Raw genomic sequence first — 24,216 nt, 5'->3', positions numbered from 1 at the left:
AAGGAGGAAATGAGGCGGGACGGAAATGACAAGGGGCGCCGAAGCGCCCCTGCCAACTACCCGCCGTCTTAGCGGATCTGCAGTATGTTCTGCTGCAGGGAGCTGTTCACTTCCAGGGAACGGGAGTTCGCCTGGAAGTTGCGCTGGGCAGTGATGAGATCGACCAGCTCGGTGGTGAGATCCACGTTGGACTGCTCCAGTGCCGACGACTTGATGGAGCCGAACGTGCCGGAGTTCGGGGTGCCGGGCAAGGCATCGCCAGAGAGCAGGGACTGGCGCCAGGAGGTGTCGCCGACCTGGGTGAGACCCTGGGCATTGGCAAACTTCGCCATGGCCACCATGGCCACCTTGACGGTGGTGGCGTTGCTGTAAGTGGCGGAGACTATGCCATCCGCCCCGATCTCCACCTTGGTCAGGCGACCGACGGTGGAGCCGTCCTGGGTCAGCTTGCTCACTTCAAAGGGGGAGGCGTACTGGGTCACGGTACCGAGCTTGAACTCAATCTCCTGGGTGCCATCGGCGCCATTGGTGATGATACCGGCCCCCGCCGCCCCCAGGGGTTCCGTCTTGATGACCGCCGGGGTGGTGGGTGTGACCATCTTGCCGGAGGCATCGAAGGTCACCCGGGCGCTCAGGGGAGCCTGGCTCAGACCGGTCGCCATGGTGGTGGCCGTACCGCCTACGATGTCGATGGGCTTGTCCCCTTCATAGAGGTACATGCGCCAGGCAGTCGGCACCGCCGCTTGGGTAGGATCGGCCGGATCAGCTTCCTTGGTGAAGTACTGGGTGATGGTGTGTGGCTCGCCCAGGGAGTCATAGACCACCACGGAGGTGGAGGAGGAGTAGGTGGTCGAGTCAGTGGGATCGAATTTGGAGGCATTGACATCCATCAGCGTTTTCGTGCTGGAAGGCAGGTTGAAACCAGCTTCGACCGTCGTGGTCTGCACCGGCTCACCGGCCTTGTCCGGGATCTGGATGGGCTTGGTGGCGTTGATGCTCACCGCCTTGGGGGTGCCGTCAGAGTTGATCTCGTACCCTTGCAGATAACCGCCGGAGTTGCTGACCATGTAGCTGCTTTCATTGAGCTTGAAGGCGCCCGCACGGGTGTAGGTGCGATCCAGGTTGGTCAGGCCGTCCGAGGTCACGAAGAAGCCGTTGCCCTGGATGGCGAGATCCAGTGCGTTGTTGGTGAATTGCAGCGCGCCCTGGTGGAACTGCTGAGCCACAGCGCCAGTCGCCACCCCGTTGCCGACCTGGGTCTTGGCGTTGACGAAGATGGAGTTGGCGTAGACGTCGGCAAACTCGGCACGGGACTCCTTGAAGCCGGTGGTATTGACGTTGGCAATGTTGTTCGCGGTGACGTTCAGGTCTTTTTGAGCCGCATTGATGCCGCTGAGGGCATTGTTGAATGACATGTCTTTCTCCTTAGATCACTGCGTTAGAGGACGAAGCCGACTGGGTGGTGGTCTTGCCGGTCGTCGCGCCAATTTCCAATACATCGGTCAGGTAGATGCCGCCCAGTCCCTTGAGTTTGAGGGTGCTGGGGTTGGTGCTCGTTCCCAGGGTGACGCTCTCCACCTTGGCGTAAGTCAGGGCGGGGACGCTCTCCGACTTGCCGTCGACGGTGGCATGCGCCTCTATCGAATATTTGCCGCTCTTGGCCTGGTTGCCGGACTTGTCCTTGCCATCCCATTCAAAGGCCACGTTCCCCTTGTGGCTCCCTTCGATGGCGAACTCCCTGATGACCTGGCCGCTCTCGTCCTTCACCGTCACCTTGATGTTGCTGCCGCCATCGCCGGTGGCGATGACCCCCGTGAGGGTGCCCCCCTTCTCCACGTAACCCGTGTTGGACGGGATCAGCACGTTCTGCCCCACCAGCGCGGAGGCCTGCAGCGCCTGGCTGGAAGTCATCAGGCTGTTGAGGCTCTCCATCTGGGTGGAGAGGCTGCTGATCCCCTGAGACGTCGACATCGAGGTCATCTGGGAAAGCATCTGGGCGTTGTCCACCGGTTTGAACGGATCCTGATAGGAGAGCTGCATGGTCAGCAGCTTCAGGAAGGACTCCTGATCCAGCTCCTTTTTCTGGGTACTGGTGTTGACCGTACTGGTCTGGGCCGACGTCGTCCGGTTGACGCCCAGCAGGCTGTCATAGGTATCTGCCACTTATGCTCCCCCCTCTAGGGCGTGCCCACTGGGCCGATTGTTGCCGCCTGGCAGGCGATCACGGGTCACTCTCATCCGGGTTCACCTCTGTCAGGACTTGCCCAGACCCAGGGTCTGCTGCAACATTTTCTTGGCCGCATCGGCCACCTGGACGTTGGTCTGGTAGCTGCGCGACGCCGCTATCATGTCCGCCATCTCTTCCACCATGTTGACGTTGGGCTTGAAGATGAAGCCATCCTTGTCCGCCATGGGGTGATTCGGGTTGTACTCCTTGAGCAGGGGCGCATCACTCTCGACGATGCCCTTCACATCCACCCCGACCGAGGCCTGCTTGTCGGACATGGCCTGATCCAGCTGGGCGGCAAAGACTGGCCGCCTGGCGTGGTAAGTTTTTTCCACGCTGGAGCTGACGCTGTCAGCGTTGGCCATGTTGCTCGCCACCGTGTTGAGGCGAACGGACTGCGCGCTCATGGCAGAGCCTGCAATGTCAAAGACCTTGAACAAACTCATCCTTGCTCTCCTTTCAGTGCCTTGAGCAGGCCGCTTATCTTGCTGTTCATGAATTCAAGGGAGGCCTGGTATTCGAGGCTGTTGCGCAGGAACTCGCTGCGCTCCTGCTGCACGTCCACCGTGTTGCCGTCACCGGTATCCGGTTGCAGGGGATTGCGGTACTGGGTCGTGCCCGGGGTATCCATCTGCAAGGCGAAGTGCTTCTCGCTGGTGGTGCTGAGCCCGAACCCTTGCTGGCCCTGGGCATCCTGCAACGCCTGTGAGAAGTCGATGTCACGGGCCTTGAAGCCCGGCGTGTCCGCATTGGCGATGTTGCTGGACAACACCTCGGCACGCTTGGCGCGCACGCTCAGCGTGTACTGATGAACACCGAATGCCTTGTCGAATGAAATTGCCATAGCACACCTCCTGCTTCATGAATATTTAGCAAGAGGTGTGCCAAGAGGGTATTGAGCGGGTTTATTTGACCTTGTAGACGATGCCGGGGTTGCAGCGGATCATCTCGAACTTGTCGGTGAGGCCGGCCAGAGACTCTGAGGCCCCCAGCATCAGGTAGCCGCCAGGATTGAGGCTGCTGGCGAACTGGTTGAGGATCTTGGATTTCACTTCGGGCGCAAAGTAGATGAGCACGTTGCGGCAGAAGATGATGTCAAACTTGCCGAGCAGGCTGTAGCTCTCCAGCAGGTTGAGGGGACGGAAGCTGGTCAATTTTCTGACACGCTCCACCACCCGCATCTTGTTGTCGCCACAGGGTTCGAAAAAGAGTCGCTTGCGCTCGGGGGAGAGCCCGCGAGCCAGCGCCAGGCTATCGTAGACACCCTCCTTGCACTGGTTGAGCATGGTGCTGGAGATATCGGTCCCCACTATCTGCACCCCGCCCGGCAAGGTACCCGGCCGCTTGACTTGCTGCTCCAGCGCCGTCATGGCGATGGAGTAGGGTTCCTGCCCGGATGAAGAGGCGGCAGACCATATCTTGATGGGACGACCGCTCTTGCCAAGCTCCGGGAAAATCTTGTCGCTCAGCAGCTGGAACGGATAGGTATCGCGAAACCACAGAGTCTCGTTGGTGGTCATGGCATCGACCACCGCCATCTTGAGCTCCCGCTCGCGCACGCTCATCGCCCGGGTGACCAGATCAGACAGACTCTCGATACCAAACTGAGTCATCAAGGGCGACAGGCGGCTCTTGACCAGATACTGTTTGTTGTCACCCAGCACTATGCCGCTCTGTTGCGCCAGAAAATTGCTGAATTGCCTGTATAAGTCGTCCGAAAGTGTCTTCATGCAGTTGTTCTTCTTGATTAGAGAGCGCCTTGTACGGCCTTGGCCAATTCATCCGGCTGGAATTTGGCAATGAAATTGTTCGCTCCGACTTTCTGCACCATGGCCTGATTGAACACCCCACTGAGGGAAGTGTGCAGGATAACATGCAAATCCTTGAGGTTGGGATTGTTGCGGATCTCGGCGGTGAAGGTATAACCGTCCATCTCCGGCATCTCGATGTCCGAAATGACCAGGGCTATCTGATCCTTGATGGGACCGTTCTTGGACATCTCCAGCAACATGTTGAGCGCTTCCCGTCCATCCTTGGCCAGCACGCATTGCACCCCGATAGCCTCCAGTGCCCGTTGAACCTGCTTGCGCGCAACCGAAGAGTCGTCCGCAACCAGCACGGGACGCCCGTGAGGATTGCGCTCCACGCTTGCTTCCACCAGTTCGGTGGACACCTCGGTGGAGACCGGCGAGATCTCGTTGAGAATGCGCTCCACGTCCAGGATCTCCACCAGCTCACCATCTACCTCGGTCACCGCCGTCATGTAGTTGATGCGACCTGCCCCTTTGGGTGGCGGCAGGATGGACTCCCAGTTCATGTTGATGATGCGCTCGACCGAGTGGACCAGGAACCCCTGAATGGAGCGGTTGTACTCGGAGATGATGATGAAGCACTTGGAGAGGTCCTGGATGGGGCGTTTGCCCATCGCCATGCTGAGATCGATCACCGAGATGGTCTGGCCACGGATATGTGCCACGCCGCGAATGCAGGAGTTGAGCTTGGGCATGACGGTCAGAGGGGGACACTGCAGCACCTCGCGTACCTTGAATACGTTGATGCCAAATCTTTGACGTCCATTGAGACGAAACAACAGCAGCTCCAGCCTGTTTTGTCCCACTAGCTGGGTTCGCTGGTTGACCGAGTCCAGAATACTCGCCATAAACACTCCCTAAAAATGCTTGGCACTGATCGTGCATGTCATTATGCATGCACATTGGCTTGCATCAGATCATCGTTGTTTCAACAACCGAATAATTCTGGAGCAAGCATAGTTAACTACGGTGGTATACGTGAATAACTTATCGACCGGTAAGCAAAAATGATTAGTAGACTTTTCCTTATCTTACTGCCGTTTTGCAGTCTGTCTCACGCCATGGCGTCCGAGGTCACCGACTATCTGCAAGAACAGGCACAGGCGTTCGTGCTCGACCAGCTCGATATTCCCCTCGATGCACAGGCCGACGTCAAGGCCGGTACCATTGACGAGCGCCTCCCCCTCACGCGCTGCGAAGATGCCCTCACCATTTCCCTCCCCGCCAGGATGGAGATCCGTCGCAACACCACCGTCTACCTCAAGTGCGAGGGAGAGAAATCCTGGGATCTCTATCTACCGGTCCGGGTCAGCATCCAGAAACCCTATGTCACCGTCGCCGTCCCGGTTGCCAAGGGAGACATTCTGAGTGAACCCATGCTGACCCTGGCATACCAGGACCAGACCCTGATCCGTGGCGACTACCTTACCGACCCGACCGCCCTCATCGGAGTACGCAGCAAGCGTGAGCTCAAACCGGGCCAGCCAATCAGGCTCACCCAGGTATGCGTGGTCTGCAAGGGGGACCAGGTCACCCTGAGCGCCGAAAACAGCAGCATGCAGATCAAAACCATGGCCCGCGCCTTGCAAGATGGCAGCTTCGGAGACATGATCCGGCTTGTCAACACGCGCTCGGGCAGAACGGTGCAAGGCCAGGTCAGTGCAGTGGGCTCCGTGGTCGTGACATTCTGACACATGAATGCACTGCGCAATTTTTTTCTAAAGTTCTGACCGCCGTCACCGATATACAGGTAAGCGAACAGCAAAGCAGACGAAGGTAAACCTTATGGCTATCAACAATATCAACAACTTGGCTAACAACCGCCTGCAAAACAGCGGAAGCAGTCAAGGTGTAGCCACCAAGTCGGCGACCTCCAGCGAGAGCAGCCGTGCGACGACCGTCAAGAGCGACTCTGTCTCCTTGACCAGTGAGGCGCAGCAATTGCAACAGATGCAGAAGACCCTCAACACCGCCTCCACCGGTAACGAGAGCCGCGTCGAGAGCCTGAAGAAGGCCGTGGCCAGTGGGGAGTACAAGGTCAACAGCGAAGCCGTGGCCAGAAAGATGTTCAGCTTCGAAGCCGATCTGGATAAACGGTTGGGATGATGGACCTCCCTTCGCTGCTGCGCGCTCAGGACGACAACCTCTCCCAGATGCAAGGCTTGCTGGCAGAGGAGTTCGACCTGCTCAAGGCTCACCGGGCCCTTGCCTTGCCGGCACTCGCCGATCGCAAGCAGCAACTGCTGGTGGCCATCGAGACGCTGGACAAGACTCTAGCGGAGCTACCCGACCTGCTGCAACAGCTGGGCGCCTTCCCGACCCAATTGCAGGCCCTGCAAGCCAAGCTGGAAGCCTGTCAGGAGCAGAACAACCTCAACGGTCGTCTGCTCGAACTCAGCATTGTCTCCAATCGCCGTCTCGCCAGCTTCCTCAGCAAGCTCAGAGACAGCAGCTCCCTGACTTATGACGCCAAGGGCAATACCCGCTCAGGCACCCGCTCTTTCGGGATCAAGGCCTGATCTCCTCTCCCCCTTCTGATTTCCTCTCCTTGTCAGCCCCTAGTCAGAGCACCAGCTGCATCAGGGTTTCTCCATCCTTGCAGGCATGGATGCTCATGCAGCCCTCGTCATAGCGCCCATAACTGGCCACCCACTCGTCCCTTGGAAAACAGATAGACCCCGGGTTCATCAGGAAAATCTCTCCCTCCTGGCGCAGCACAGGCACATGGGTATGACCGCTGATGAACAGGCTCCCTGCTGGCAGGGGCACGTTGCCGGGCTCATAGAGATGACCGTGGCTGACAAACCAGCGCCGCCCATCCACCAGCAGCTGGTTGTAGGGCGCAGTGATGGGGAAGTGGAGCAGCATCTGGTCCACCTCCGAATCACAATTGCCACGCACCGCCATGATGCGGGGGGCCAGCTCGTTGAGCCTTGCCGCCACGGCGGCAGGATCATACCCCGCCGGCACCGGATTGCGCGGCCCGTGATTGAGCAGATCCCCGAGCAGCAGATAGTGATCAGGCTGCCAGGGAACAAGTTGCGCCAGCACCTGCTCGAGGGCAGTCAGACTGCCGTGCAGATCCGAGATAATGGCAATCTTCATTCCACACTCCTCATGGCTGGCTGAAATAGAGATCCTTGGTGGCGATGGCGCCCTTGAGGTTGCGGCTCGGCAAGCCGCGCAGTGCCGGGTCCACCAGTCGCATCTGGTTGTAGTGATAGACGGGGATGACGGGCACCTCCTCCATCAGCAGTTGCTCGGCCTGATGATAGATCCCGGACCGGGCGTTGGCATCCAGGGTCTCGGAGGCCTGCTGCAGCAGACCATCGAAGGCGGGGTTGCAGTAGCCGCTCTCGTTCTGGGGATCCTGGCAGCGGAAACTGCCAAGCATGGACGATGGCTCGACATAATCACCAAACAAAAATGAACGAGCCAGCATGAAATCACCACTGTCCTTGGTCACCTGATAGGCATTCCACTCCATGTTGTTGAGGGAGACCTCGACCCCCAGCGGTTTCCACATGGCCGCCACCGCCAGGGCCAGCTTCTTGTGGTTCTCCGACGTGTTATAGGTCAGCGTCAGCCTGAGGGGATGGGCGCTGTTGTAGCCTGCCTGGGTCAACAGCGCGGCGGCCCGGGCCAACCGGGTCGGCTGGTCTTCCCGGGAGAGGGGGATATCCAGCTCGTCATAACCCGGCATGGCGGGCAGCAGTGACCAGGCAGAGCGCTCCCCCTGGCCGCTCACCTTCTCGGTCAGCAGGTGGCGATCGATGGCCATGGAGAGCGCCTGGCGCACCCGCACATCCTGCAACTCGGGGCGATTGAGATTGAAAGTGTAAAGATAGGTGCCAAGCAGCGGCAGACCCCAGATCCGCTCCGGTGCCTCCTGCATGGTCTTCTGGTAGTACTCCAGCGCCACCTTGTTGGTGAGCTGGATCTCCCCCGCTTCGTAACGCAGCCGCTCCCCATGCTGGGAAGCGAGCGGCAGGTAGGTCACCCGCTGGATCCGGGTATGGACGTCATCCCAGTACTGGGGGTTGCGTTCGGCTTCGATGCGCTCGTTCACCACCCAGCTCGCCAGCTTGTAGGGGCCATTGCTCACCATCTTGCCTGGCTGGGTCCACTGCTTGCCAAACTGGGCGATGACCCGCTCGTTGACCGGCACGAAGGGGCGCTGGCTGACCAGTTGCAGGAAAAAGGGAACAGGGCGCTCCAGGGTCACTTTCAGGATCTGGTCGCTTTCTGCCTCCACCCCCAGGGCATCGAGGTCGAGCGCCCCGGCATAGATGGACTGGGCATTGTTGATGCCGGTCGCCAGCAGCAGGCCGGCGGAGGGGGAAGCCTGCGCCGGGTTCAGCAGCCGCCGCCAGGCGTAGACGAAATCCCGGGCGGTGAGGGGCTCGCCGTTGGACCATTTGAGCTGGGGGCGCAGGAAGAAGCGCCACACCAGCCCATCCTCGCTGGTCTCCCAGCGCTGGGCCTGGGCGGGCACTATCTTGCCCTGACCATCCTCGCTCACCAACCCCTCGAACAGGTCCACCAGCACCACCTCCCCCGGGAAACCGGAGCGGATCAGGGCCGGATCGAGGGACTCGGGTTCGGCGCCATTGCCCTTGACCAGGGTCTGCCTGTCCGACAGCACGGGCTGCTGCACCACGGTAGTGGCCTGAAGCGGCGGCACCGCCATCAACCCGAACAGCAAGGGAGAGAGCCAGCGGCGGGCTGGCCTGGCGGCGAAACGGTAAAACATGACATCAACCTCGTTCAATTCTTTTGACTGCAATGGGGGGAAGGCCGGCGGCGCGCCTGGAACCGAATGCATCATGCCGCGCTTGTTATCCCCGAAGACGACCCGTATTGTATCGGGCCTGCCCGATAGAGGGAGTCTTTCGGGCTATTTTTTTCAAGGTTTTATGACGACACGGCCGCCACGGGTGGGCGCAATCGCCAGAAGGCGCACTCCCCTGCCCCCTTGGCAATCGGCCCGGGGCGATGTGTCGCCTGCAAGTCCGGTTGTCGTCTACCGTTTCAGGGGTCTTTATGGGTTACGAATGGCTGGCGCTGGCTGCCGCCAGTTTATGGGCGATCGCCGCCCTCATCTCCGTCAAACCGGCTCGCCATCTGGGGGCCTTTGCCTACAGTCGCTGGCGGATGTTCCTGGTCAGCCTGATGCTGGCCAGCGCAAGTCTGGTGACGGGAGGCTGGCAGACCCTCACCGAGAGCGCCCTTCCCCTGCTGGCCCTCTCCGGCCTCATCGGCATCTTCGTCGGCGACACCGCCCTCTTTGCCTGCATGAACCGACTCGGCCCCAGGCGCAGCGGTCTGCTCTTCTCCTGCCACGCCCTCTTCTCCGCCCTGCTCGGGCTCTGGCTCTTTGGCGAGCGGCTCGATGGTTGGCGCCTGCCGGGCGCCTTGCTGGTCCTGGCCGGGGTCATGCTCGCCATCCTGTTTGGTCGTCGTGGCGACAATCAGCAGAACGAATGGGAGCAGGTGCGCGGCCGCCTCGTGGTCGGCATAGCCCTTGGCCTCACCGCAGCCCTGTGCCAGAGCCTCGGAGCCATCATCGCCAAGCCGGTGATGATGAGCGGCACCGTGGACGCGGTGAGCGCTTCCGGCGTGCGCATGGGCAGCGCCCTCTTGGCACACTGCGTCTTGCGGGCGCTGCGCCTGCCGCTCGCCATGCCGCACAACCCCATCAACCGGCAGGTGCTCGGCATGATAGGCATCAACGGATTTCTGGCGATGACGCTGGGAATGACCCTGATCCTGGTGGCCCTGCGTCAGGGAGATGTGGGCATGGTGGCCATCTTGTCTTCCACCACACCGGTCATTCTGCTGCCCTTGCTGTGGTGGCACTCGGGGATGCGTCCCTCGCTCCCCGCCTGGGCCGGTGCCCTGCTGGCCACCCTGGGCACGGCCCTGGTGCTGGGAATGGGGAACTGAGCCCCGTCTATCCTGCTGGAAGGACCAACACGCCCATCGGCGGCACTGAGCCGCCGATGCTCCCCCGCGCCGGACAGGGAGAGAAGCGAGCGCGCCCCTAGAACAGAGCCACTTCCTCTTCGGTCAGCTCCCGGTATTCCCCCGGTGCCAGCTCATCGTCCAGAGCCAGATCGCCGATGCGTTCCCGATGCAGCCCGATCACCTTGTTGCCGATGGCGGCGAACATCCGCTTAACCTGGTGATACTTGCCCTCGTGGATGGTCAGGCGTGCTTCCCGCTCGTCAAGGATTTCCAGCTCCGCAGGGCGGGTCTTGTCGTTCTCGTTGCGCAGGTAGATACCGTCGGCAAAGAGCGAGATGGCCTCTTCACTCACGGGATCAGCCAGCCAGACGTGGTAGGTCTTCGCACACTCGTGCCGGGGCGACGTGATGCGATGGGACCACTGGCCGTCATCGGTGATCAGCACCAGCCCGGTGGTATCGAGATCGAGGCGCCCCACCACGTGCAGTTTGCCCATGGCCGGCTCGTCGAGCAGGTGGAACACGGTGGCGTGATCCGGGTCCTCGTTGGAGCAGACATATCCTTCCGGCTTGTGCAGCATGAAGTAGCGATTCTGCAGGTTCAGGGTCAAGGTCACACCGTCAAACTCGATCTGGTGTTGCTCATTGATGTGAAAGGCGGGCTGCTTGACCAGCACGCCGTCTACCAGCACTTCCCCCTGACGGATCAGCTTGCCCGCCTGGGAACGGGTCAAATCGGAGCAATCGCAAAGAAATTTGTCGAGCCGCATGCAAAAACCTCGGAATCCATCATGATTGGGGGCGACATTATATCGGTCAGACCCGACAACACCAGTACTAAGCGACAGGGACTCAAGATGGCGCCTGACGCCATGATGTGCCAGTGATAGACTGCCGTCAGCAGACCGACATCACACATAATAATAAGCCCAGGATGTACCCATGAAGCCGACGAAGTCTCACCCCGTCATCCCCGTCAGCCAGCTAAAACCTGGCATGTACGTCATTGCCATTGCCAGCCAGACCGGCGCCATGGAGATTGCCCAGACCGGCATGGTGACCAACCCCCAGCAGGTGGAGGCGCTGATCCGGCGCGGCGTGCTGACGGTGCGGGTGGATCTTGCCCGCAGCAAGCTACCGGGAGGGGGCTCGGCAAGCCCGGCGGATGTGGTGACAAACGGGGCGGGCTCCTCTCGTCAGATCGGCAGTGGTGAAGGGCGCGAGCTCAAGATCCGTCGGCTCTATCAGGAAGCGCGCGAACTCCAGGGCAAGTTCATTCGCCATCTCAAGGCCGGAGAGCCCATCGACATCACGCCCCTTGCCGCCGTGGCCGAAGAGATGGTCGATACCATGTTCACCCACGGCGATGCCATGCTCTGTCTGGCGCGGATCCGTGCCAAGGATGCCTACCTGATGGAGCACTCCATGAATGTCGCCATCCTCCTGGCGAACTTCGGCCGCTACCTGGGGCTGGATCGCAGCGTGCTCAAGGAGCTGACCCTGGGTGGCCTGCTCCACGACGTGGGCAAGATCATGACCCCGGACGAGGTGCTCAACAAACCGGGCAAGCTCACCGATGAGGAGCTGGAGGTGATGCGCGAGCACGTGGTCCACAGCCACGACATCCTGGCCGCCACCGCCGGCATCACCCCCATCATGCTGGAGGTGGCCGCCAACCATCACGAGCGGATCGATGGCACCGGCTACCCGCGGCGCCTCAAGGGGGATCAGCTCTCCCTCTACACCCGCATGAGCGGCATCGTCGATGTCTACGATGCGGTGACGGCAGACAGGGTATACAAACAGGGCATGCAGCCAACCCAGGCGTTTCGCATTCTGCTCAAGGGGGTTGATCTGCATTTTGATGCCGACCTGGTAACCAGGTTCATCAAGTGCATGGGGGTCTATCCGGTGGGTACCCTGGTGCAGCTCTCCAACCAGCGCCTGGCCATCGTGATGCAGCGCAACGAACAGCAACCGCTCAAGCCCGTGGTCAAGGTGATCTATCACGCAGGCCATCGCCATTATCTCGAGGTGCAGTGGCTGGATCTCGCCAAAAACGGGGTTCAGGAGACCATAGAGAGCACGGTGGACCCCAAGGAGTTTGGCATCAACCTGGCCAACTTCGTCTAACCTATCCGGCTTGTTGGCGGCTGCTCGCGGCAATGGCGAATCAGGAACTCCTCATCCAGCGGGGAGAGATCGAAGCGCAGGCAGGCCTCTTCGATGGCCCGGATGTCGTGTTGATGGTGTTCGCTGAGCCAGCGCACCGCGCGGCGCAAGTCTTCACCATGGGGCAGCAGGGTATGGTCGCTCATGGAATACCTCCGGTCAGCCATCGACGCCAGCCCGTCAATCCGGGCTCTCACTTTTAGCTTAGCCCGCCCGCACTCGCCCGGCAGACACCTGCGCCCTTGACGGTGCCCACCCTGTAGCAGGTATGCTCGACCCCTTCGGCGCCCTGCTGTGCCGGCGCCGCTCAAACAAGGATGCTGCATGCAAACCAAGGACAAGTGTCTGGCCGCCCTGGTCATTCTCTGCTGGGGACTCAACTTCGTTGCCATCAAGTGGGGGTTGGAAGGCATCCCCCCACTGCTGCTGGGAGCACTGCGTTTCGTCGGAGTCGTCTTCCCCGCCATTCTGCTGGTCCCCAGGCCTGCCATGCCCTGGCGCTGGCTGCTGGCCTATGGCGGTGCGATCAGCCTGGGCCAGTTTGCCTTCCTGTTCTGCGCCATGAAATTCGGCATGCCCGCCGGCATGGCCTCCCTGGTGCTGCAATCCCAGGTGGTCTTCACCCTGCTGTTCGCCATGATCTGGCTGGGAGAGCGCTGGCAGCCCCACCACTGGGTGGCACTGCCGCTGGCGGGAGCAGGTCTTTATCTCATCGCCACCCATGGCGAGGGCAACCTCACCCTCATCGGGTTTGTGCTGACGCTGTGCGCAGCCGCCTGCTGGGGCCTTGGCAACGTCATCAATCGCCAGATAGGTCTGCGTTATCGCACCTCTCTGCCAAGCCTGGTCGCCTGGGGCGGGCTGGTGCCCATCCTGCCCTTCTTCGCGCTCTCCTGGTTGTTCGAGGGGCCCGAACTCATCGCGAGCAGCCTGCTCAACATCCGTTGGCAGGGCGTCTTGTGCGTGCTCTATCTCTCGTTTATCGCCACCTGGCTCGGTTATGGCCTGTGGGGGAGGCTGCTGATGCGCTATCCGGTGGCCCAGGTTGCCCCCCTCTCCCTGCTGGTGCCCTGTGTCGGCATGGTGGCCGCCGCCCTGCTGCTCGATGAACACCCCACTCCCCTGCAATGGCTGGGCTCGGGTCTGGTGCTGCTCGGCTTCGTGGTGCATCTGCTGGGGGGCAAGATGCGCTTCTTGAAGACCCAAACCGAGGATTGACCTCGCCCGGGAAACTTCCCATCATGGGTCAGGCCCTCTTGGGCCCACCCCGTTATTTCGGCAGGACGCCATCATCAGGAGAGCAAGGACATGCGTCATCCGTCACTTTCGATCATTCCCTCTTTACCAGGCATCATGCGGGTCACGGCCATGCTGCTCCCCTTCTGCTGGAGCCCGTTCGGCTGGAGTGCCACCCTGCCGGCAGATCTCAAATGGGAGAGCAACGACACCGATCCCGTCTATGCAGACCCCGAGGCCAAGCGAGGCGGCACCTTCCGGGATTTCATGTCGAGCTTTCCGCTCACCTTGCGCAAATACGGGCCGGATTCCAACGGCGGTTTTGCAGCCTACGTGCGCGAGACCAACCTGCCGCTCCTGAGCACCCATCCCGTGACGCGCAATCCCATCCCCATGCTGGCCAATCAGTGGGCTTTCGGCGCGGATAACAAGACGCTCTATTTTCGCATCAACCCCAAGGCCCGCTGGTCGGACGGCCAGCCCGTCACTGCGGACGACTGGGTCTTCACCCTCAAGATGATGCGCAGCAAGGAGATCAACGACCCCTGGTACAACAACTACTACAGCACCCAGATAAGCGAAGTGACCAAGTTTGACGATCACACTCTCGCCATCACCAGCGGCACCGAGAAGAGCCGGGAAGATCTGCTCGAAGCTCTCCCCTTCACCCCGGAGCCCAGCCACGCCATCAAGCTGACCGCCAACTGGGTCAAGGAGTACAACTGGAAGGTGCTGCCGGTCACAGGCCCCTACCAGATTGGCGAGCTCAAGAAGGGCAAGTCGGTTACCTTCGACCGGGTCAAGGATTGGTGGGGGAACGACGAGCGCTACTTCCAGCACCGCTTCAACCCGGATCGCATCGAGATCAAGGTGCTCAGGGATCAGAACATCGCCTGGCAGCACTTCCTGCGCGGTGAGCTCGACACCTTCCCCCTCGTGATGCCCAACTGGTGGCACGACAAGAGCAAGACCGCCGAATTCGAGAAGGGCTATATCGAGCGGCTCTGGTTCTACAACCAGACGCCTCAGCCCCCCATGGGGCTCTATCTCAACACCGCCGATCCCTTGCTGAGCAATCTCGACGTCAGACTCGGCATCCAGCACGCCCTCGCCCTGGACAAGATGATCGCGACCCTGCTGCGGGGGGACTACCAGCGTCTCAACACCTATGGCTCGGGCCAGGGAGATTTTACCAATACCGACCTCAAGGCGCGCCCCTTCGATCCCGCCCTTGCTCGCGAATTCTTTGCCAAGGCGGGCTTCACCAAGACCGGACCGGATGGCATCTTGCGAAACGACAAGGGCCAGCCCCTCTCCCTCAGCATCACCTACACCACGGCGGAACATGCACAGCGCCTCACCTTGCTGCGGGAAGAGGCGAAAAAGGCGGGGCTCAACCTCGAGCTCAATCTGATGGATGCGTCTGCCGGCTTCAAATCCATGCTGGAGAAAAAGCACCAGAGTGCCTGGATGGCCTGGAGCGGTGGTCGCTATCCCGCCTATTGGGAACACTTCCACAAGGTCAATGCCAACAAGCCCCAGACCAACAACATCATGAACATCGATGACGACAGGATCTCGGCCCTGGTGGAGCAATACGACAAGGCGTTCGATTTCGGCAAGAAGGCCGACCTCTCCCGCCAGATCCAGCAGCGACTCTATGAGCTCGCCAGCTTCGTCCCCGCCTATCAGGTGCCCTATACCCGGGCCGGCGCCTGGCGCTGGGTACGCCTGCCCAAGGTGCCGGCAACCCCCCAGAGCGACTTGCTCTACTGGCCCCTCGACGGCTCCAACTCGGGTTACAGCTTCGGCGGCCTGCTCTGGATTGACGAAGCAGCAAAGGCGCAGACCCAGGCCGCCATCAAAGAGGGGCAGACCTTCCCGTCAGTGACCATCACGGATACCACCTACCAGCAAAAATAGGGCAGCTGGCACCGTCATCCCCAAAACAAAAGACCCCGCACATTGGCGGGGTCTTTGTTACAACCGGGATGGCACCAGGCAGAGGGCATTCAGCCGCGTTTGGCCTGCTTTTGCGCAATGGCGTCGGCGACGTCGGCCGGGTCCAGCACAATGCCTTCCTGATCCGGCGTCGGGAACACGGCCACGCAGAGATCATCCTGCTCCATGCCGTCCACCCAGCGATCCAGCCACACCTTGAGGGTGATGGATTGCGGCTTGCACTCGGCCCACTCCCCTTCGGCCCAGGCCTTGGCGTAGTCGGGATGCGGCCATACCGGGATGCAGTCTTCCTCTTCGGTCGTCAGCATCATGACGCCGTGTTCGTCGGTCAGGACAAACAGCTCTTCGTGCTCGACCAGCTTGCTGATGAAGTGATCAAAGCGGTAATCGGCGTTCAGTTGCAGCGCGGCATTGCGCTCGGTGTCGCTAAGTTCATAGCTCATCGGTCAAGTCTCTCGTTCAATAAAGGGCGACATGTTCACATCTTGCCGACCCCTTGTCCAGCAGGAGTAATGGGTCATCCGTCTTTCCATCGCCTCACCCCAGCTCGGGGGTCAACAGCCGGAGTCCCGCGGTCTCACCCAGTCGCTCCCTCAGCCAATAGGCGGACTCCACTTCCACAAAGCAGAGCTGATCCCGCCCCGCAGCGACCCCCACCATGATCTGCTCAAGCCGTGCTTGCTGGGCGGCACTCCAGGCAGCAACCAGCTTGCCGCCATGGGCCTCGTCCACCACCTCGCGGCGCAGCTCGAACAGGTTATCGGTGATCGGGCTGTTTATCTTGCTCGGGTGGCGCCAGTACATCTGCAGGTTGTCCAGCATCTCCTCATCGTAGCTTGCCAGCGCATCGAGCTCCGGCGTCTCTTTGCTCTGGGCCGCGAATTCACACCAGCCTGCCGACAAGGTAGCCAGACTCTGGGCATCCTTGCCATGCTGACGCAGGGTTGTCACGTCTTCCCCACGAATGGCCGGCAGCCAGAGATCTCCTTGATGTTGCGCCAGGAGAGGGAGCAGCAAGGAGGGAGCATAAACAGGAAAACGGGGACCCAGAGAGTGCAGCAGAGAGACCAGAGTAACAGTGATCATGAGACGCGCCTTGAACAAGATGACCTGGCATCACGCCTGGTCATGAGGGTGAACGAGGGTGCCATTCTAGCATGTTTGCCTTGCTGGGGGCGTTTGCGTCCAGCCGGACCAGGGATAGATAGCGTCCAAAAAAGCAGCGTTTGAACCAGAGCGGCCCCGATAAAGGCCAATTGTTTGAACCAGCGCCCACTAAAGAGGCACCGGGGATGCTAGGTTGCATACATCTTTAGCGTAAGGAGTGCATCCATGAGTGGGATCAACCAGGTTTCTGACGATTTTGTGAATGAGCTGAAAATACTGGCGTGTTTTGATCCGGCCAACATGAGCCTGGGGATCAAGCTGCGCAGCGACATGTCGGAAGCGCTTTGCCAGGCGGCAGCGCGCCTGCACAGCCAGGGCCTGATCACCGCGGCAGATGGCGGCTATCTGACCCCTTTCGGCATGACCATGCTGGAGCATCTCCAACACCTGCTGGTCGCACTCAAGCCGAATTGAGCGGTTGTGGTGCCCAGAGCGAGAAGTTGAGCAACTCCCAGCGCTCTCCTTGTCGCAGCAGACAAGCAAACAGCAAAGGACCTTCGGGTCCTTTTATCTTGCCATCGACCAGCCACTCTCCCGCCCGTTTTGGCACCGGCTGTACCCTGATCTCATCGGGTTTCACCGCGTTTCCCAGACGAACATGTACAAACTGTTGACACACGGACACGGCATCATTCACCGCAGGATCCGGCGTTGGCGGGCTGGCCTGACCGGTCAACGCCACGGTCAGCAAGAGGGAGGAGAGCAGGGTCATGACGCGTATTGATGAAGCCATGAAAACAAAAAGCCGTGGCACCAGAGGTACCACGGCTTTTTTAAATTCTGCAAGAATTACAGAGCAGTTACGTTCTCAGCCTGCGGGCCTTTTTGACCTTGGGTCACAGAGAACTGTACGCGCTGACCTTCAGCCAGGGTACGGAAGCCGTTACCTTGGATGGCGCTGAAGTGAACGAAAACGTCCGGGCCGTTTTCTTGCTGGATGAAGCCAAAACCTTTGGTTTCGTTGAAAAACTTAACGGTACCGGTGATCATGTTAGACATATCTTTAAACCTGTATTCAAAATAATTACTTATGCTTTTCAGCGGATAAAGCTCAAAAAACGGGATTACTTATGAACAACAGGAAAAGATGTAAAACATCATATTCATTGACATAACTATCGCCTTTTCAAGCTGGTTGAGATTATACGTGCCTTTGTCGATTACGCAAACAAATTTGTACCCCGCCAGCGGCGGGGTACAGCGGTTTAGACCTGTGCCGACTCCAGTGCCTGAACCAGGGCTTTGAGGAAGCGAGCAGCCTCTCCACCGGTGCAGGCTCTGTGGTCAAACGTCATCGACAGGGGAAGTGCACGCACCGGGCGCGCCTCGCCGTGGATGAACACCACCTTCTCGAACAACTTGCCCGCTCCTATGATGGCCACCTGGGGTGGTGTGACGATGGGGCTGGCGTAACGGCCAGCGATGGCGCCAAAGTTGGTGAGGGTGATGGTTGCCCCCTGCAGCATTTCCCGCGGCACGGCACGGGCCTTCACATCGGCGATCATCCGATCCAGCCCCTGCCGTATGTCAGCATGGTCCCGCTCTGCCACGTTCTCCATCACGGGCACATAGAGCCCATGCTTGGAGTCTACCGCGATGGCCACATTGACCTCCCTGAACAGACGCCGCGACAGGGTCTCTCCGTCAAACCACGCGTTCATGGAGGGTTCGGCCCGACACGCCACGCCGATCGCCTTGATGAGGCGCACCGTCACATCTTCATCCGGGCGCCAGTGGCGCAAGTCCACTTCGTCGGTGATGCTCACCGGAACCACAGTCCGGTGCGAGAGCTCCATCGCCTTGGCCATGGCCCGGCGCGAGCCTTTCAGGAATTCGTTGCCGCTCTCCTGCTGGGCCTCGAACACCTGTTGCACATCCTGCTCGGTCACCATGCCAGCGCTGCCGGTTCCCTTGACCTTGTCGATGTCCAGCCCCAGTTTTTGCGCCAGCAGACGGACCGCTGGCATGGCTTGCACCAGCGTGCCGCCGGGCGCCATGGCCCCCACCACGAAATGATCCTCGATATGCTGCTGATGGGCGCTGACCTTGCCAACGACGGTGCCGTCATCCTCGCCCCCTTCAAACTCCACCAGCGGTGCCCCGATGTGGAGGATGTCCCCCTCCTGCCCGCACAATCTGGCGATGACCCCGGCCACCGGTGAGGGCACATCCACCAGCGCCTTGGCTGTCTCCACCGACAGCAGTACCTGATCTACCTGCACCGTATCACCGGCGCTCACCTTCCACTCGACGATCTCGGCCTCGGCCAGTCCTTCGCCCAGATCCGGCAATTTGAAAAATTTCATGACCTGCTCTCCCTCTGCTGGGACATCACCAAACATTGACAGACACCATGGAGCCCTGTGGCCCTGGCACTTGCGCATCCGTACCTGTCGTGCGTCATAGCCACTGGTTCTCCATCAGTTGCCGAGCCGCCTGCGCGATCTCCTGCTCGGTGATGAGGTAATACTCCTCGTTGCGATAGTAGGGGACGGCGGCATCCACGCCGGTGAGGCGTCTTGGCGGCGCCTTGAGGGCAGTCATCGCCTCTTCGGTCACCTGGGACACGATTTCGGCACCCACCCCGAAACTGCCACAGGCTTCGTGTACCACCAGCAGCCTCCCGGTCTTGCGTACCGAGGTCAGGATGCTCTCCATGTCCAGGGGTTTGATGGTGGCAAGATCCAGCACCTCGCACTGGATGTCCTGCTCCGCCAGCAGGTGCGCCGCACGCATGACTTCCTGGATGCAGGCACCCCAGGCCACCACAGTGATGTCCCGGCCGGGACGCAGGGTGAAGCAGACATCCAGCGGCAGGCCGATGCCGTCATCCACCACATCCGACTTCATGGAGCGATAGATGCGATCCGGCTCGAAGAACATCACGGGATCCGGATCCCGAATGGCCGACAGCAGCAGGCCGTAAGCCCGCTTCGGGCTCGAAGGGATCACGACCCGCAGCCCGGGGATATGGGCAAACAGGGCCTCGACGCTCTCGCTGTGGTGCTCGGGTGAATGGATGCCGGCGCCGTAGGGGGAGCGGTAAACGATGGGACAGGTGATGCGGCCACGGGTCCGGTTTCGCATCCGTGCCGCCTGGCAGATGATCTGCTCCATGCCCGGGAAGATGAAGCCCTGGAACTGGAATTCGGCCACGGGTTTGAGCCCCTGGGTCGCCATGCCCACCGCCACCCCGGCGATGAGTCCTTCGGCCAGCGGCGTATCGATGACCCGCTTGAACCCGAATTTATCGCGAAGCCCCACAGTGGCGCGAAACACACCGCCGTTGACCCCCACATCCTCCCCCAGTACCACCACATCAGGATCGCGTGCCATCTCGTGGTGCAACGCCAGATTGATCGCTTCGAGCAGCGTGATATCGCTCATAGTCCCTCCCCGCTCTGCTGCATGCCCTTGGCGATGATGCGCTGGCGCTGGGCAAGATAGGCCTTCGGCAGCTCGGCAAACTGGTAATCGAGCAGGGTCTCCGGCGCCTGGGGCGTGATGGCCTCATAGGCGGCAACGGCGCGTTCCACTTCCCGGCCCGCCTCTGCCAGCAGCGCCTGTTCCTGCTGCTCGTCCCACCAGCCCCGTTCAAACATGAACTGGCGCAGCCGCTTGACAGGCTCCCTGGCCCAGGCCGCTTCCACCTCGGCGCCGTCACGATAGCGAGTCGCATCATCGGCGGTGGTGTGATCCCCGAGCCGGTAGCTGACGGCTTCGATGAGCGTCGGCCCCTTGCCGCTGCGAGCCCGCTCGACGGCGGCGCGGGTCGCCTCATAGACCGCCACCACGTCATTGCCGTCCACCTGGAGGCTGCGCACCCCGGCTCCTATGCCCTTCTGGGCCAGGGTGGGCGCGCTCGACTGCAACTTGCGCGGCACCGAGATGGCCCACTGGTTGTTATTGATGATCATCACCATGGGGAGATGCCAGACACCGGCACAGTTGAGCCCCTCGAGAAAGTCTCCCTTGGAGGTGCCGCCATCGCCGATGGTCACCACGGCGACCCTGGGCTGGTTGCGCAGCTTGAAGGCGGCCGCGATGCCGGCAGCATGGGTGATCTGGGTGGCGATGGGAACGCAGATGGGCAAGTCTTCCGACAACTCGCCATCGGCCTTGTAGAAGACACTGCCCCGTTCATCGCCGCCCCAATACTGCAGGTTCTGCTCCATGGGCACGCCCCTCACGTAGAGAGTGGGCATGTCCCGGTAGTAGGGCACATAGACATCCTCTGGCTGCATGGCGAGCCCGACCCCGATCCCCACCGCTTCCGCCCCGAGATGGGAGGGAAAGGTGCCGAGTTTGCCGGTTCGCTGCAGTGCTATCGCTTTCTTGTCGTAACTGCGCACCATCACCATGTTGCGGTAGAAGGTGTGCAGCATCGCCTTGTCCAGCCAGGTCGGCAGTGTCGCGACCGGGCGCCCCTCCTCATCGAGGTAACGAAGGAAGGGGATGTCGACATGGGTCATAACTGGCTCCTTGCCGTTGTCAGCGTCACCACCATGAGGTGACATTTAAAATGTAAACAACATGTTAACCAAAGGGCAACGAGATTCATCCAGGTAAGACCAGTAGAAACTTCTTTTATTTTCGAAGGTAATCGGAATTTTCGGCGAGCATAAACAAAGAAGGGAGCCTGTTCAGGCTCCCTGTCATATCGAGTTCGGGATCATACCCATCACCGCCATGCTACTTGCCACCGCCCGTGGCGCAGGATCAGCATGACAAAAAGGCGTCAATTCACTCCCACAAACGGGTGGGTACCACCAGCAGCATGGTGCGCTGTCCGATGGCCACGTTGGCGTTGGGGAAGACCACCGCCTCCCGCGGTTTCTCTACCCTGTATTGCCGATCCCCATCTTCTGCCAGCACAAAACCCTGGGGAAATTCGGTGAAATTGTCCACATCGCTGGCAAACAGAAAGCGGAACTGCTCCGACTGCTTGTTGATCACCCGATCTATGGCAAAAAGGGTGAAGTCATCGGCTCGCCATGGCTCGAGGGCCACCTCATCCCGGGTCACCAGCTCCTGCAATGTCTGGCGCACCTCGATGAAGCGGGTCATGTCGTTTTCACCGAAGGGCCGCACCTTGCCCAGCTCCACCGTAAAGGCATGGGCGCCGTGCTGGTGCGAGCTGTAATAGCTGAAGGTGGTGGTCGGGCCGCTCGAGAGCAGTATGGTGCGCACGCCGCAGGCACCGAGGAAACGTACCTGCTCCTTGCAGTGGGGGCGTTCGTGGGGAAAGGGATAGACGGCAAACTTCTCGTGGCGCGAGCCGCGAATGGCGGTATGGAGATCGTAGTGGTAACGGGGCCTGCCCGAGTCGGCAAAGAAGCGGCTCACATACTGCTCCAGACGCATGGCGCGGATGCGCTCCCGGTTGCACAGCCCCTCCCCCTTGCTGTGGGCGCCCGAGAAAAGGCGGTTCATGTTCTCTTCCACCTCCCTCACCCCCTGGTTCATGGCGGCAGGGTTGCCAAAGAGGAAGAGCACCCGGTGACGAACCTTGAGCTCCTCTGCGAGCAACCGGGTCAGCAACTGGTTGCAGATCTCGATGGGGGCGGTCTCGTTGCCGTGGATGCCGCAGGAGAGGACGATGTCCTTGTGCCCGGGTTGCCCCGCCTCGGAAGCGGGTTCCAGGCAGATCACGCCGGTATCCCACACGCTCACCCGGGTACCGTCGGTCAGATTGAAGGCGAAAGGCTCGAGCTGCCACTCATGGCGGCGCGTCAGGGCCAAAAAGTCATGCTGGGGAATCATCCGTCTCACCCTTTAGTCTGGAATGCCATGGCCGGATTATACGCAAGGCAACCGGGCTTAAAATCAGTTTTTAAACAAATTCAAACAGTAAGGATACAAAAGTGGCGAGAATGAGTGACAACTCATGCAACAGGATCAAGCGGGGGGAAACACGGAAGAGGGAAATCAGTGAACGGGTATCGGCAGGTGAAGGCAGCATGCCTTCGGCAGACGGGTGGGCATCATGCCCCTGGTATCAGCAGAAAAACAAGGCATCCATGCCCGGCTGATCAACCACGCCAGAACGGCTTGGTGGTCTCTTGATAGCGGTCGGCTTCGTTCAGACCGATGTCCTTGAGCAGGTAGGCGGGCAGCTCGGAGAGCTGGCGACGGCTGCGGCTGCGTTCCAGCCAGGTCAGGACGGTCATCTTGACGCGAGCAACCAGATTCGATTCGCTGGAATGCTGGTAACCGGCTTCGGTATAAGTCATGTTGGCCATGATATGGCTCCTCTCTACTCGTTCTGCGCAAGGCTCGGATTTGATGCGCAAAGCTTAGTCAGGGCGGGGAGGTGCCTCAATTGACGAATTTTGATACATGACATTAGTAAAAGTAATGGTTGATATCGCCAGGGCAATAACCATAACCATATGATTTTAAAATGAAATAATGCTGAAACTTTCCCCCTGGCAGCCTGACAGCATTTTCTCCTGCGCCACCCACTTCTAACTATGCACTTTCCCACGCTAGCTATGCACGGCACGACGGCGAGTCAGCAGGGTGCAAACTCTCGGCCACCAGGATTTGTTAACAAATAGATCGCAACAAGATCGTTATTTAACAAAAAGATACAAACAGGCAACCTGAACCGGATGCCCCCCATGTCACCCCCATCGTCAGGGTGGCACCGGACACTTGGCACCCTGCCATCATACTGGTATGGTTATTTATACAGTAGTTTATCATGCTGCCTCCCCACACTGCCCCAATATCATGCTGAACAGGGGAGCGGCACACACAGGATCTGCCGATGGACACCTTTACCCCCACCGCCGCCCTGCGTCAACAGATGGCCCTGCTGGAGGCGTCGCTGGCACGCCTTGCCCGGCAACTGGGCCAGCTCGAGCTGCTGGAGGCTCATGTCTATCCCCTCCCGGCCGTGGCCCAGGGGGAAGAGCATGAGCCCATCGAGGCCATCGAGGTGGGCTATCTCTCGGGCGAGGCGGCCCTTGCCGCCACCCTCGCCGCCTTTCAGGACCACAGCGCCCGCCCCGGCTGCTCCACCAAGGCGACCCACCGTCTGCCCGGCTGGCTGCGCTTTCCTGCCGCCTGCGCCAGGGAGCTGGCCCCCGTCATCGAGGAGATCAACGCGCACAAGCTCGCCTTCAAGGCCATGGTGCAGGCGGCGGGCGGACGGGACGAGAAGTTCGAGCTGGTGCACGGTGCCCTGCCCGGCGTCATCACCCTGCAGGTCTATCGCAAGCTGACCTGGCTTCAGGGGGATCTCCATTCGCTGGGCTTCACCTGGGCCGACAAGCAGAGCATCAGCCGCCTCAGCCGGGAGCAGGTACTGGAGATGCTGGAGCGCAGCCGCCGGTATGTACCGGCGCTCTTTGACAACGAAGAGTGGAGCAAGATGGTGGATCAGGAGGTATACGACATTCGCCGCCTGCCGGCGGATGCCGCCCTGCGGATCCGCAGGCCGGTCAAGACCCACCCCATGATCAACCTGCTCTGGCAGGACCGGGAGCCCCGCAAGCAGCAGATCAAGGCGAGCCTTCCCCTGCTGCTCTGCTCCGATACCCAGCCGGCCGTCACCCATCTGGGCCACTACCCGCCCAAGTTGCGCCAGGCACGCCGGGATCGCAAGATTGGCGGTGACCCCATCATAGAGCGGCTGCACCTCTACCTCTATCAGGGGTAGCGCAGGCTC

Annotated in this window: 28 protein-coding genes; 9 read left to right on the top strand and 19 right to left on the bottom strand. The window is 60.5% G+C overall.

Translation table 11 applies throughout. The annotated features are described in order from the left end of the window. Positions 1-68 precede the first annotated feature (68 nt). The 6 genes from flgE to I6L48_RS11360 form a co-directional block, all read right to left on the bottom strand. Positions 69-1,415 (bottom strand): flagellar hook protein FlgE, encoded by a 1,347-nt coding sequence (gene flgE, locus I6L48_RS11385; protein ID WP_042017542.1) that lies wholly within the window; start codon positions 1,413-1,415, stop codon positions 69-71. Positions 1,416-1,425: 10 nt separating this feature from the next. Continuing rightward, positions 1,426-2,163, bottom strand: a complete 738-nt coding sequence (locus I6L48_RS11380) for a flagellar hook assembly protein FlgD (protein ID WP_010675293.1) — start codon at positions 2,161-2,163, stop codon at positions 1,426-1,428. Positions 2,164-2,253: 90 nt separating this feature from the next. Next, on the bottom strand, positions 2,254-2,673 hold the full coding sequence (flgC, locus tag I6L48_RS11375) for a flagellar basal body rod protein FlgC (RefSeq protein WP_005329775.1): 420 nt from the start codon (positions 2,671-2,673) through the stop codon (positions 2,254-2,256). Continuing rightward, a complete protein-coding gene (gene flgB, locus I6L48_RS11370; protein ID WP_010675294.1) occupies positions 2,670-3,071 on the bottom strand; it encodes a flagellar basal body rod protein FlgB in 402 nt (133 codons plus the stop codon). The genes flgC and flgB overlap by 4 nt, the downstream gene beginning before the upstream one ends. Positions 3,072-3,132: 61 nt before the next feature. Continuing rightward, the gene (locus I6L48_RS11365) at positions 3,133-3,957 is read right to left on the bottom strand and encodes a protein-glutamate O-methyltransferase CheR (protein ID WP_010675295.1); all 825 of its coding nucleotides are present in this window, start codon (positions 3,955-3,957) and stop codon (positions 3,133-3,135) included. Positions 3,958-3,974: 17 nt separating this feature from the next. After that, complete coding sequence (locus I6L48_RS11360; protein WP_010675296.1) at positions 3,975-4,886, bottom strand: chemotaxis protein CheV; 912 nt, start codon at positions 4,884-4,886, stop codon at positions 3,975-3,977. Between the two features lie 237 nt (positions 4,887-5,123). Here I6L48_RS11360 and flgA point away from each other — a divergent pair, with 237 nt between their 5' ends. The 3 genes from flgA (at position 5,124) to I6L48_RS11345 (ending at position 6,557) form a co-directional block, all read left to right on the top strand. Further along, positions 5,124-5,729: a flagellar basal body P-ring formation chaperone FlgA gene (gene flgA, locus I6L48_RS11355; protein WP_039040281.1), complete on the top strand. Its 606-nt coding sequence runs from the start codon at positions 5,124-5,126 to the stop codon at positions 5,727-5,729. 94 nt (positions 5,730-5,823) lie between these two features. Beyond that, positions 5,824-6,144 (top strand): flagellar biosynthesis anti-sigma factor FlgM, encoded by a 321-nt coding sequence (flgM, locus tag I6L48_RS11350; RefSeq protein ID WP_010675298.1) that lies wholly within the window; start codon positions 5,824-5,826, stop codon positions 6,142-6,144. Beyond that, entirely contained in the window at positions 6,141-6,557 is a 417-nt protein-coding gene (locus tag I6L48_RS11345) for a flagella synthesis protein FlgN (RefSeq protein WP_216987239.1), read from the top strand. The genes flgM and I6L48_RS11345 overlap by 4 nt, the downstream gene beginning before the upstream one ends. 43 nt (positions 6,558-6,600) lie before the next feature. Here I6L48_RS11345 and yfcE read toward each other — a convergent pair whose 3' ends face one another. Both yfcE and I6L48_RS11335 read right to left on the bottom strand, forming a co-directional pair. Further along, positions 6,601-7,143, bottom strand: a complete 543-nt coding sequence (gene yfcE, locus I6L48_RS11340) for a phosphodiesterase (protein ID WP_041214869.1) — start codon at positions 7,141-7,143, stop codon at positions 6,601-6,603. 10 nt (positions 7,144-7,153) lie between these two features. Continuing rightward, positions 7,154-8,791: a peptide ABC transporter substrate-binding protein gene (locus I6L48_RS11335; RefSeq protein WP_216987238.1), complete on the bottom strand. Its 1,638-nt coding sequence runs from the start codon at positions 8,789-8,791 to the stop codon at positions 7,154-7,156. Between the two features lie 290 nt (positions 8,792-9,081). Here I6L48_RS11335 and I6L48_RS11330 point away from each other — a divergent pair, with 290 nt between their 5' ends. Continuing rightward, positions 9,082-9,984 (top strand): DMT family transporter, encoded by a 903-nt coding sequence (locus I6L48_RS11330; RefSeq protein WP_010675302.1) that lies wholly within the window; start codon positions 9,082-9,084, stop codon positions 9,982-9,984. Between the two features lie 97 nt (positions 9,985-10,081). On the opposite strand, the gene rsuA is transcribed toward I6L48_RS11330, so the two are convergent. Continuing rightward, a complete protein-coding gene (gene rsuA / locus I6L48_RS11325) occupies positions 10,082-10,774 on the bottom strand; it encodes a 16S rRNA pseudouridine(516) synthase RsuA (RefSeq protein WP_124244230.1) in 693 nt (230 codons plus the stop codon). Between the two features lie 172 nt (positions 10,775-10,946). On the opposite strand from rsuA, the gene I6L48_RS11320 reads away from it, so the two are divergent. Next, complete coding sequence (locus I6L48_RS11320; RefSeq protein ID WP_041214868.1) at positions 10,947-12,137, top strand: HD-GYP domain-containing protein; 1,191 nt, start codon at positions 10,947-10,949, stop codon at positions 12,135-12,137. Here the strand turns inward: I6L48_RS11320 and I6L48_RS11315 are convergent. Next, positions 12,134-12,322, bottom strand: coding sequence for a hypothetical protein (locus I6L48_RS11315; RefSeq protein WP_042017535.1), 189 nt, complete (start codon positions 12,320-12,322; stop codon positions 12,134-12,136). The genes I6L48_RS11320 and I6L48_RS11315 overlap by 4 nt on opposite strands. Positions 12,323-12,500: 178 nt before the next feature. Here I6L48_RS11315 and I6L48_RS11310 point away from each other — a divergent pair, with 178 nt between their 5' ends. Together I6L48_RS11310 and I6L48_RS11305 are read left to right on the top strand one after the other, a co-directional pair. Next, on the top strand, positions 12,501-13,394 hold the full coding sequence (locus tag I6L48_RS11310; RefSeq protein WP_010675306.1) for an EamA family transporter: 894 nt from the start codon (positions 12,501-12,503) through the stop codon (positions 13,392-13,394). A gap of 90 nt (positions 13,395-13,484) precedes the next feature. Then, positions 13,485-15,335, top strand: a complete 1,851-nt coding sequence (locus I6L48_RS11305; protein ID WP_041214867.1) for an extracellular solute-binding protein — start codon at positions 13,485-13,487, stop codon at positions 15,333-15,335. A gap of 89 nt (positions 15,336-15,424) precedes the next feature. On the opposite strand, the gene I6L48_RS11300 is transcribed toward I6L48_RS11305, so the two are convergent. Beyond that, positions 15,425-15,817, bottom strand: a complete 393-nt coding sequence (locus tag I6L48_RS11300) for a DUF2750 domain-containing protein (RefSeq protein ID WP_010675308.1) — start codon at positions 15,815-15,817, stop codon at positions 15,425-15,427. Between the two features lie 94 nt (positions 15,818-15,911). Then, positions 15,912-16,460 carry a hypothetical protein gene (locus I6L48_RS11295; RefSeq protein ID WP_045524136.1) on the bottom strand — a complete coding sequence of 183 codons (549 nt, stop codon included), beginning with the start codon at positions 16,458-16,460 and terminating at the stop codon, positions 15,912-15,914. A gap of 246 nt (positions 16,461-16,706) precedes the next feature. Here I6L48_RS11295 and I6L48_RS11290 point away from each other — a divergent pair, with 246 nt between their 5' ends. After that, entirely contained in the window at positions 16,707-16,955 is a 249-nt protein-coding gene (locus tag I6L48_RS11290) for a TIGR02647 family protein (protein ID WP_010675310.1), read from the top strand. On the opposite strand, the gene I6L48_RS11285 is transcribed toward I6L48_RS11290, so the two are convergent. The 7 genes from I6L48_RS11285 to I6L48_RS11255 all read right to left on the bottom strand — a co-directional run bounded on the left by I6L48_RS11285 (position 16,942) and on the right by I6L48_RS11255 (position 22,783). Further along, on the bottom strand, positions 16,942-17,253 hold the full coding sequence (locus tag I6L48_RS11285) for a hypothetical protein (protein WP_089503662.1): 312 nt from the start codon (positions 17,251-17,253) through the stop codon (positions 16,942-16,944). The two genes, I6L48_RS11290 and I6L48_RS11285, sit on opposite strands and share 14 nt — an antisense overlap. A gap of 77 nt (positions 17,254-17,330) precedes the next feature. After that, positions 17,331-17,540, bottom strand: a complete 210-nt coding sequence (locus I6L48_RS11280; RefSeq protein WP_005302803.1) for a cold-shock protein — start codon at positions 17,538-17,540, stop codon at positions 17,331-17,333. 206 nt (positions 17,541-17,746) lie between these two features. Next, entirely contained in the window at positions 17,747-18,847 is a 1,101-nt protein-coding gene (locus I6L48_RS11275) for a dihydrolipoamide acetyltransferase family protein (RefSeq protein ID WP_216987237.1), read from the bottom strand. A gap of 94 nt (positions 18,848-18,941) precedes the next feature. Then, a complete protein-coding gene (locus I6L48_RS11270) occupies positions 18,942-19,928 on the bottom strand; it encodes an alpha-ketoacid dehydrogenase subunit beta (RefSeq protein WP_139736365.1) in 987 nt (328 codons plus the stop codon). Continuing rightward, positions 19,925-21,013, bottom strand: coding sequence for a pyruvate dehydrogenase (acetyl-transferring) E1 component subunit alpha (gene pdhA / locus I6L48_RS11265; protein ID WP_041214862.1), 1,089 nt, complete (start codon positions 21,011-21,013; stop codon positions 19,925-19,927). Before pdhA ends, I6L48_RS11270 begins: the two co-directional genes overlap by 4 nt. Positions 21,014-21,284: 271 nt before the next feature. Continuing rightward, positions 21,285-22,304, bottom strand: coding sequence for a succinylglutamate desuccinylase (gene astE, locus I6L48_RS11260; protein WP_041213176.1), 1,020 nt, complete (start codon positions 22,302-22,304; stop codon positions 21,285-21,287). 269 nt (positions 22,305-22,573) lie between these two features. Beyond that, complete coding sequence (locus I6L48_RS11255; protein WP_010675316.1) at positions 22,574-22,783, bottom strand: DUF1127 domain-containing protein; 210 nt, start codon at positions 22,781-22,783, stop codon at positions 22,574-22,576. A 530-nt stretch (positions 22,784-23,313) separates the two neighbouring features. Here I6L48_RS11255 and I6L48_RS11250 point away from each other — a divergent pair. After that, entirely contained in the window at positions 23,314-24,207 is an 894-nt protein-coding gene (locus tag I6L48_RS11250) for a DNA replication terminus site-binding protein (RefSeq protein ID WP_113070024.1), read from the top strand. Positions 24,208-24,216: the final 9 nt, after the last annotated feature.

It is taken from the genome of Aeromonas sp. FDAARGOS 1418, assembly GCF_019048585.1.
In the GTDB taxonomy this organism is placed as follows: domain Bacteria; phylum Pseudomonadota; class Gammaproteobacteria; order Enterobacterales; family Aeromonadaceae; genus Aeromonas; species Aeromonas caviae.
This window is presented reverse-complemented; position numbering and strand designations above follow the sequence as displayed.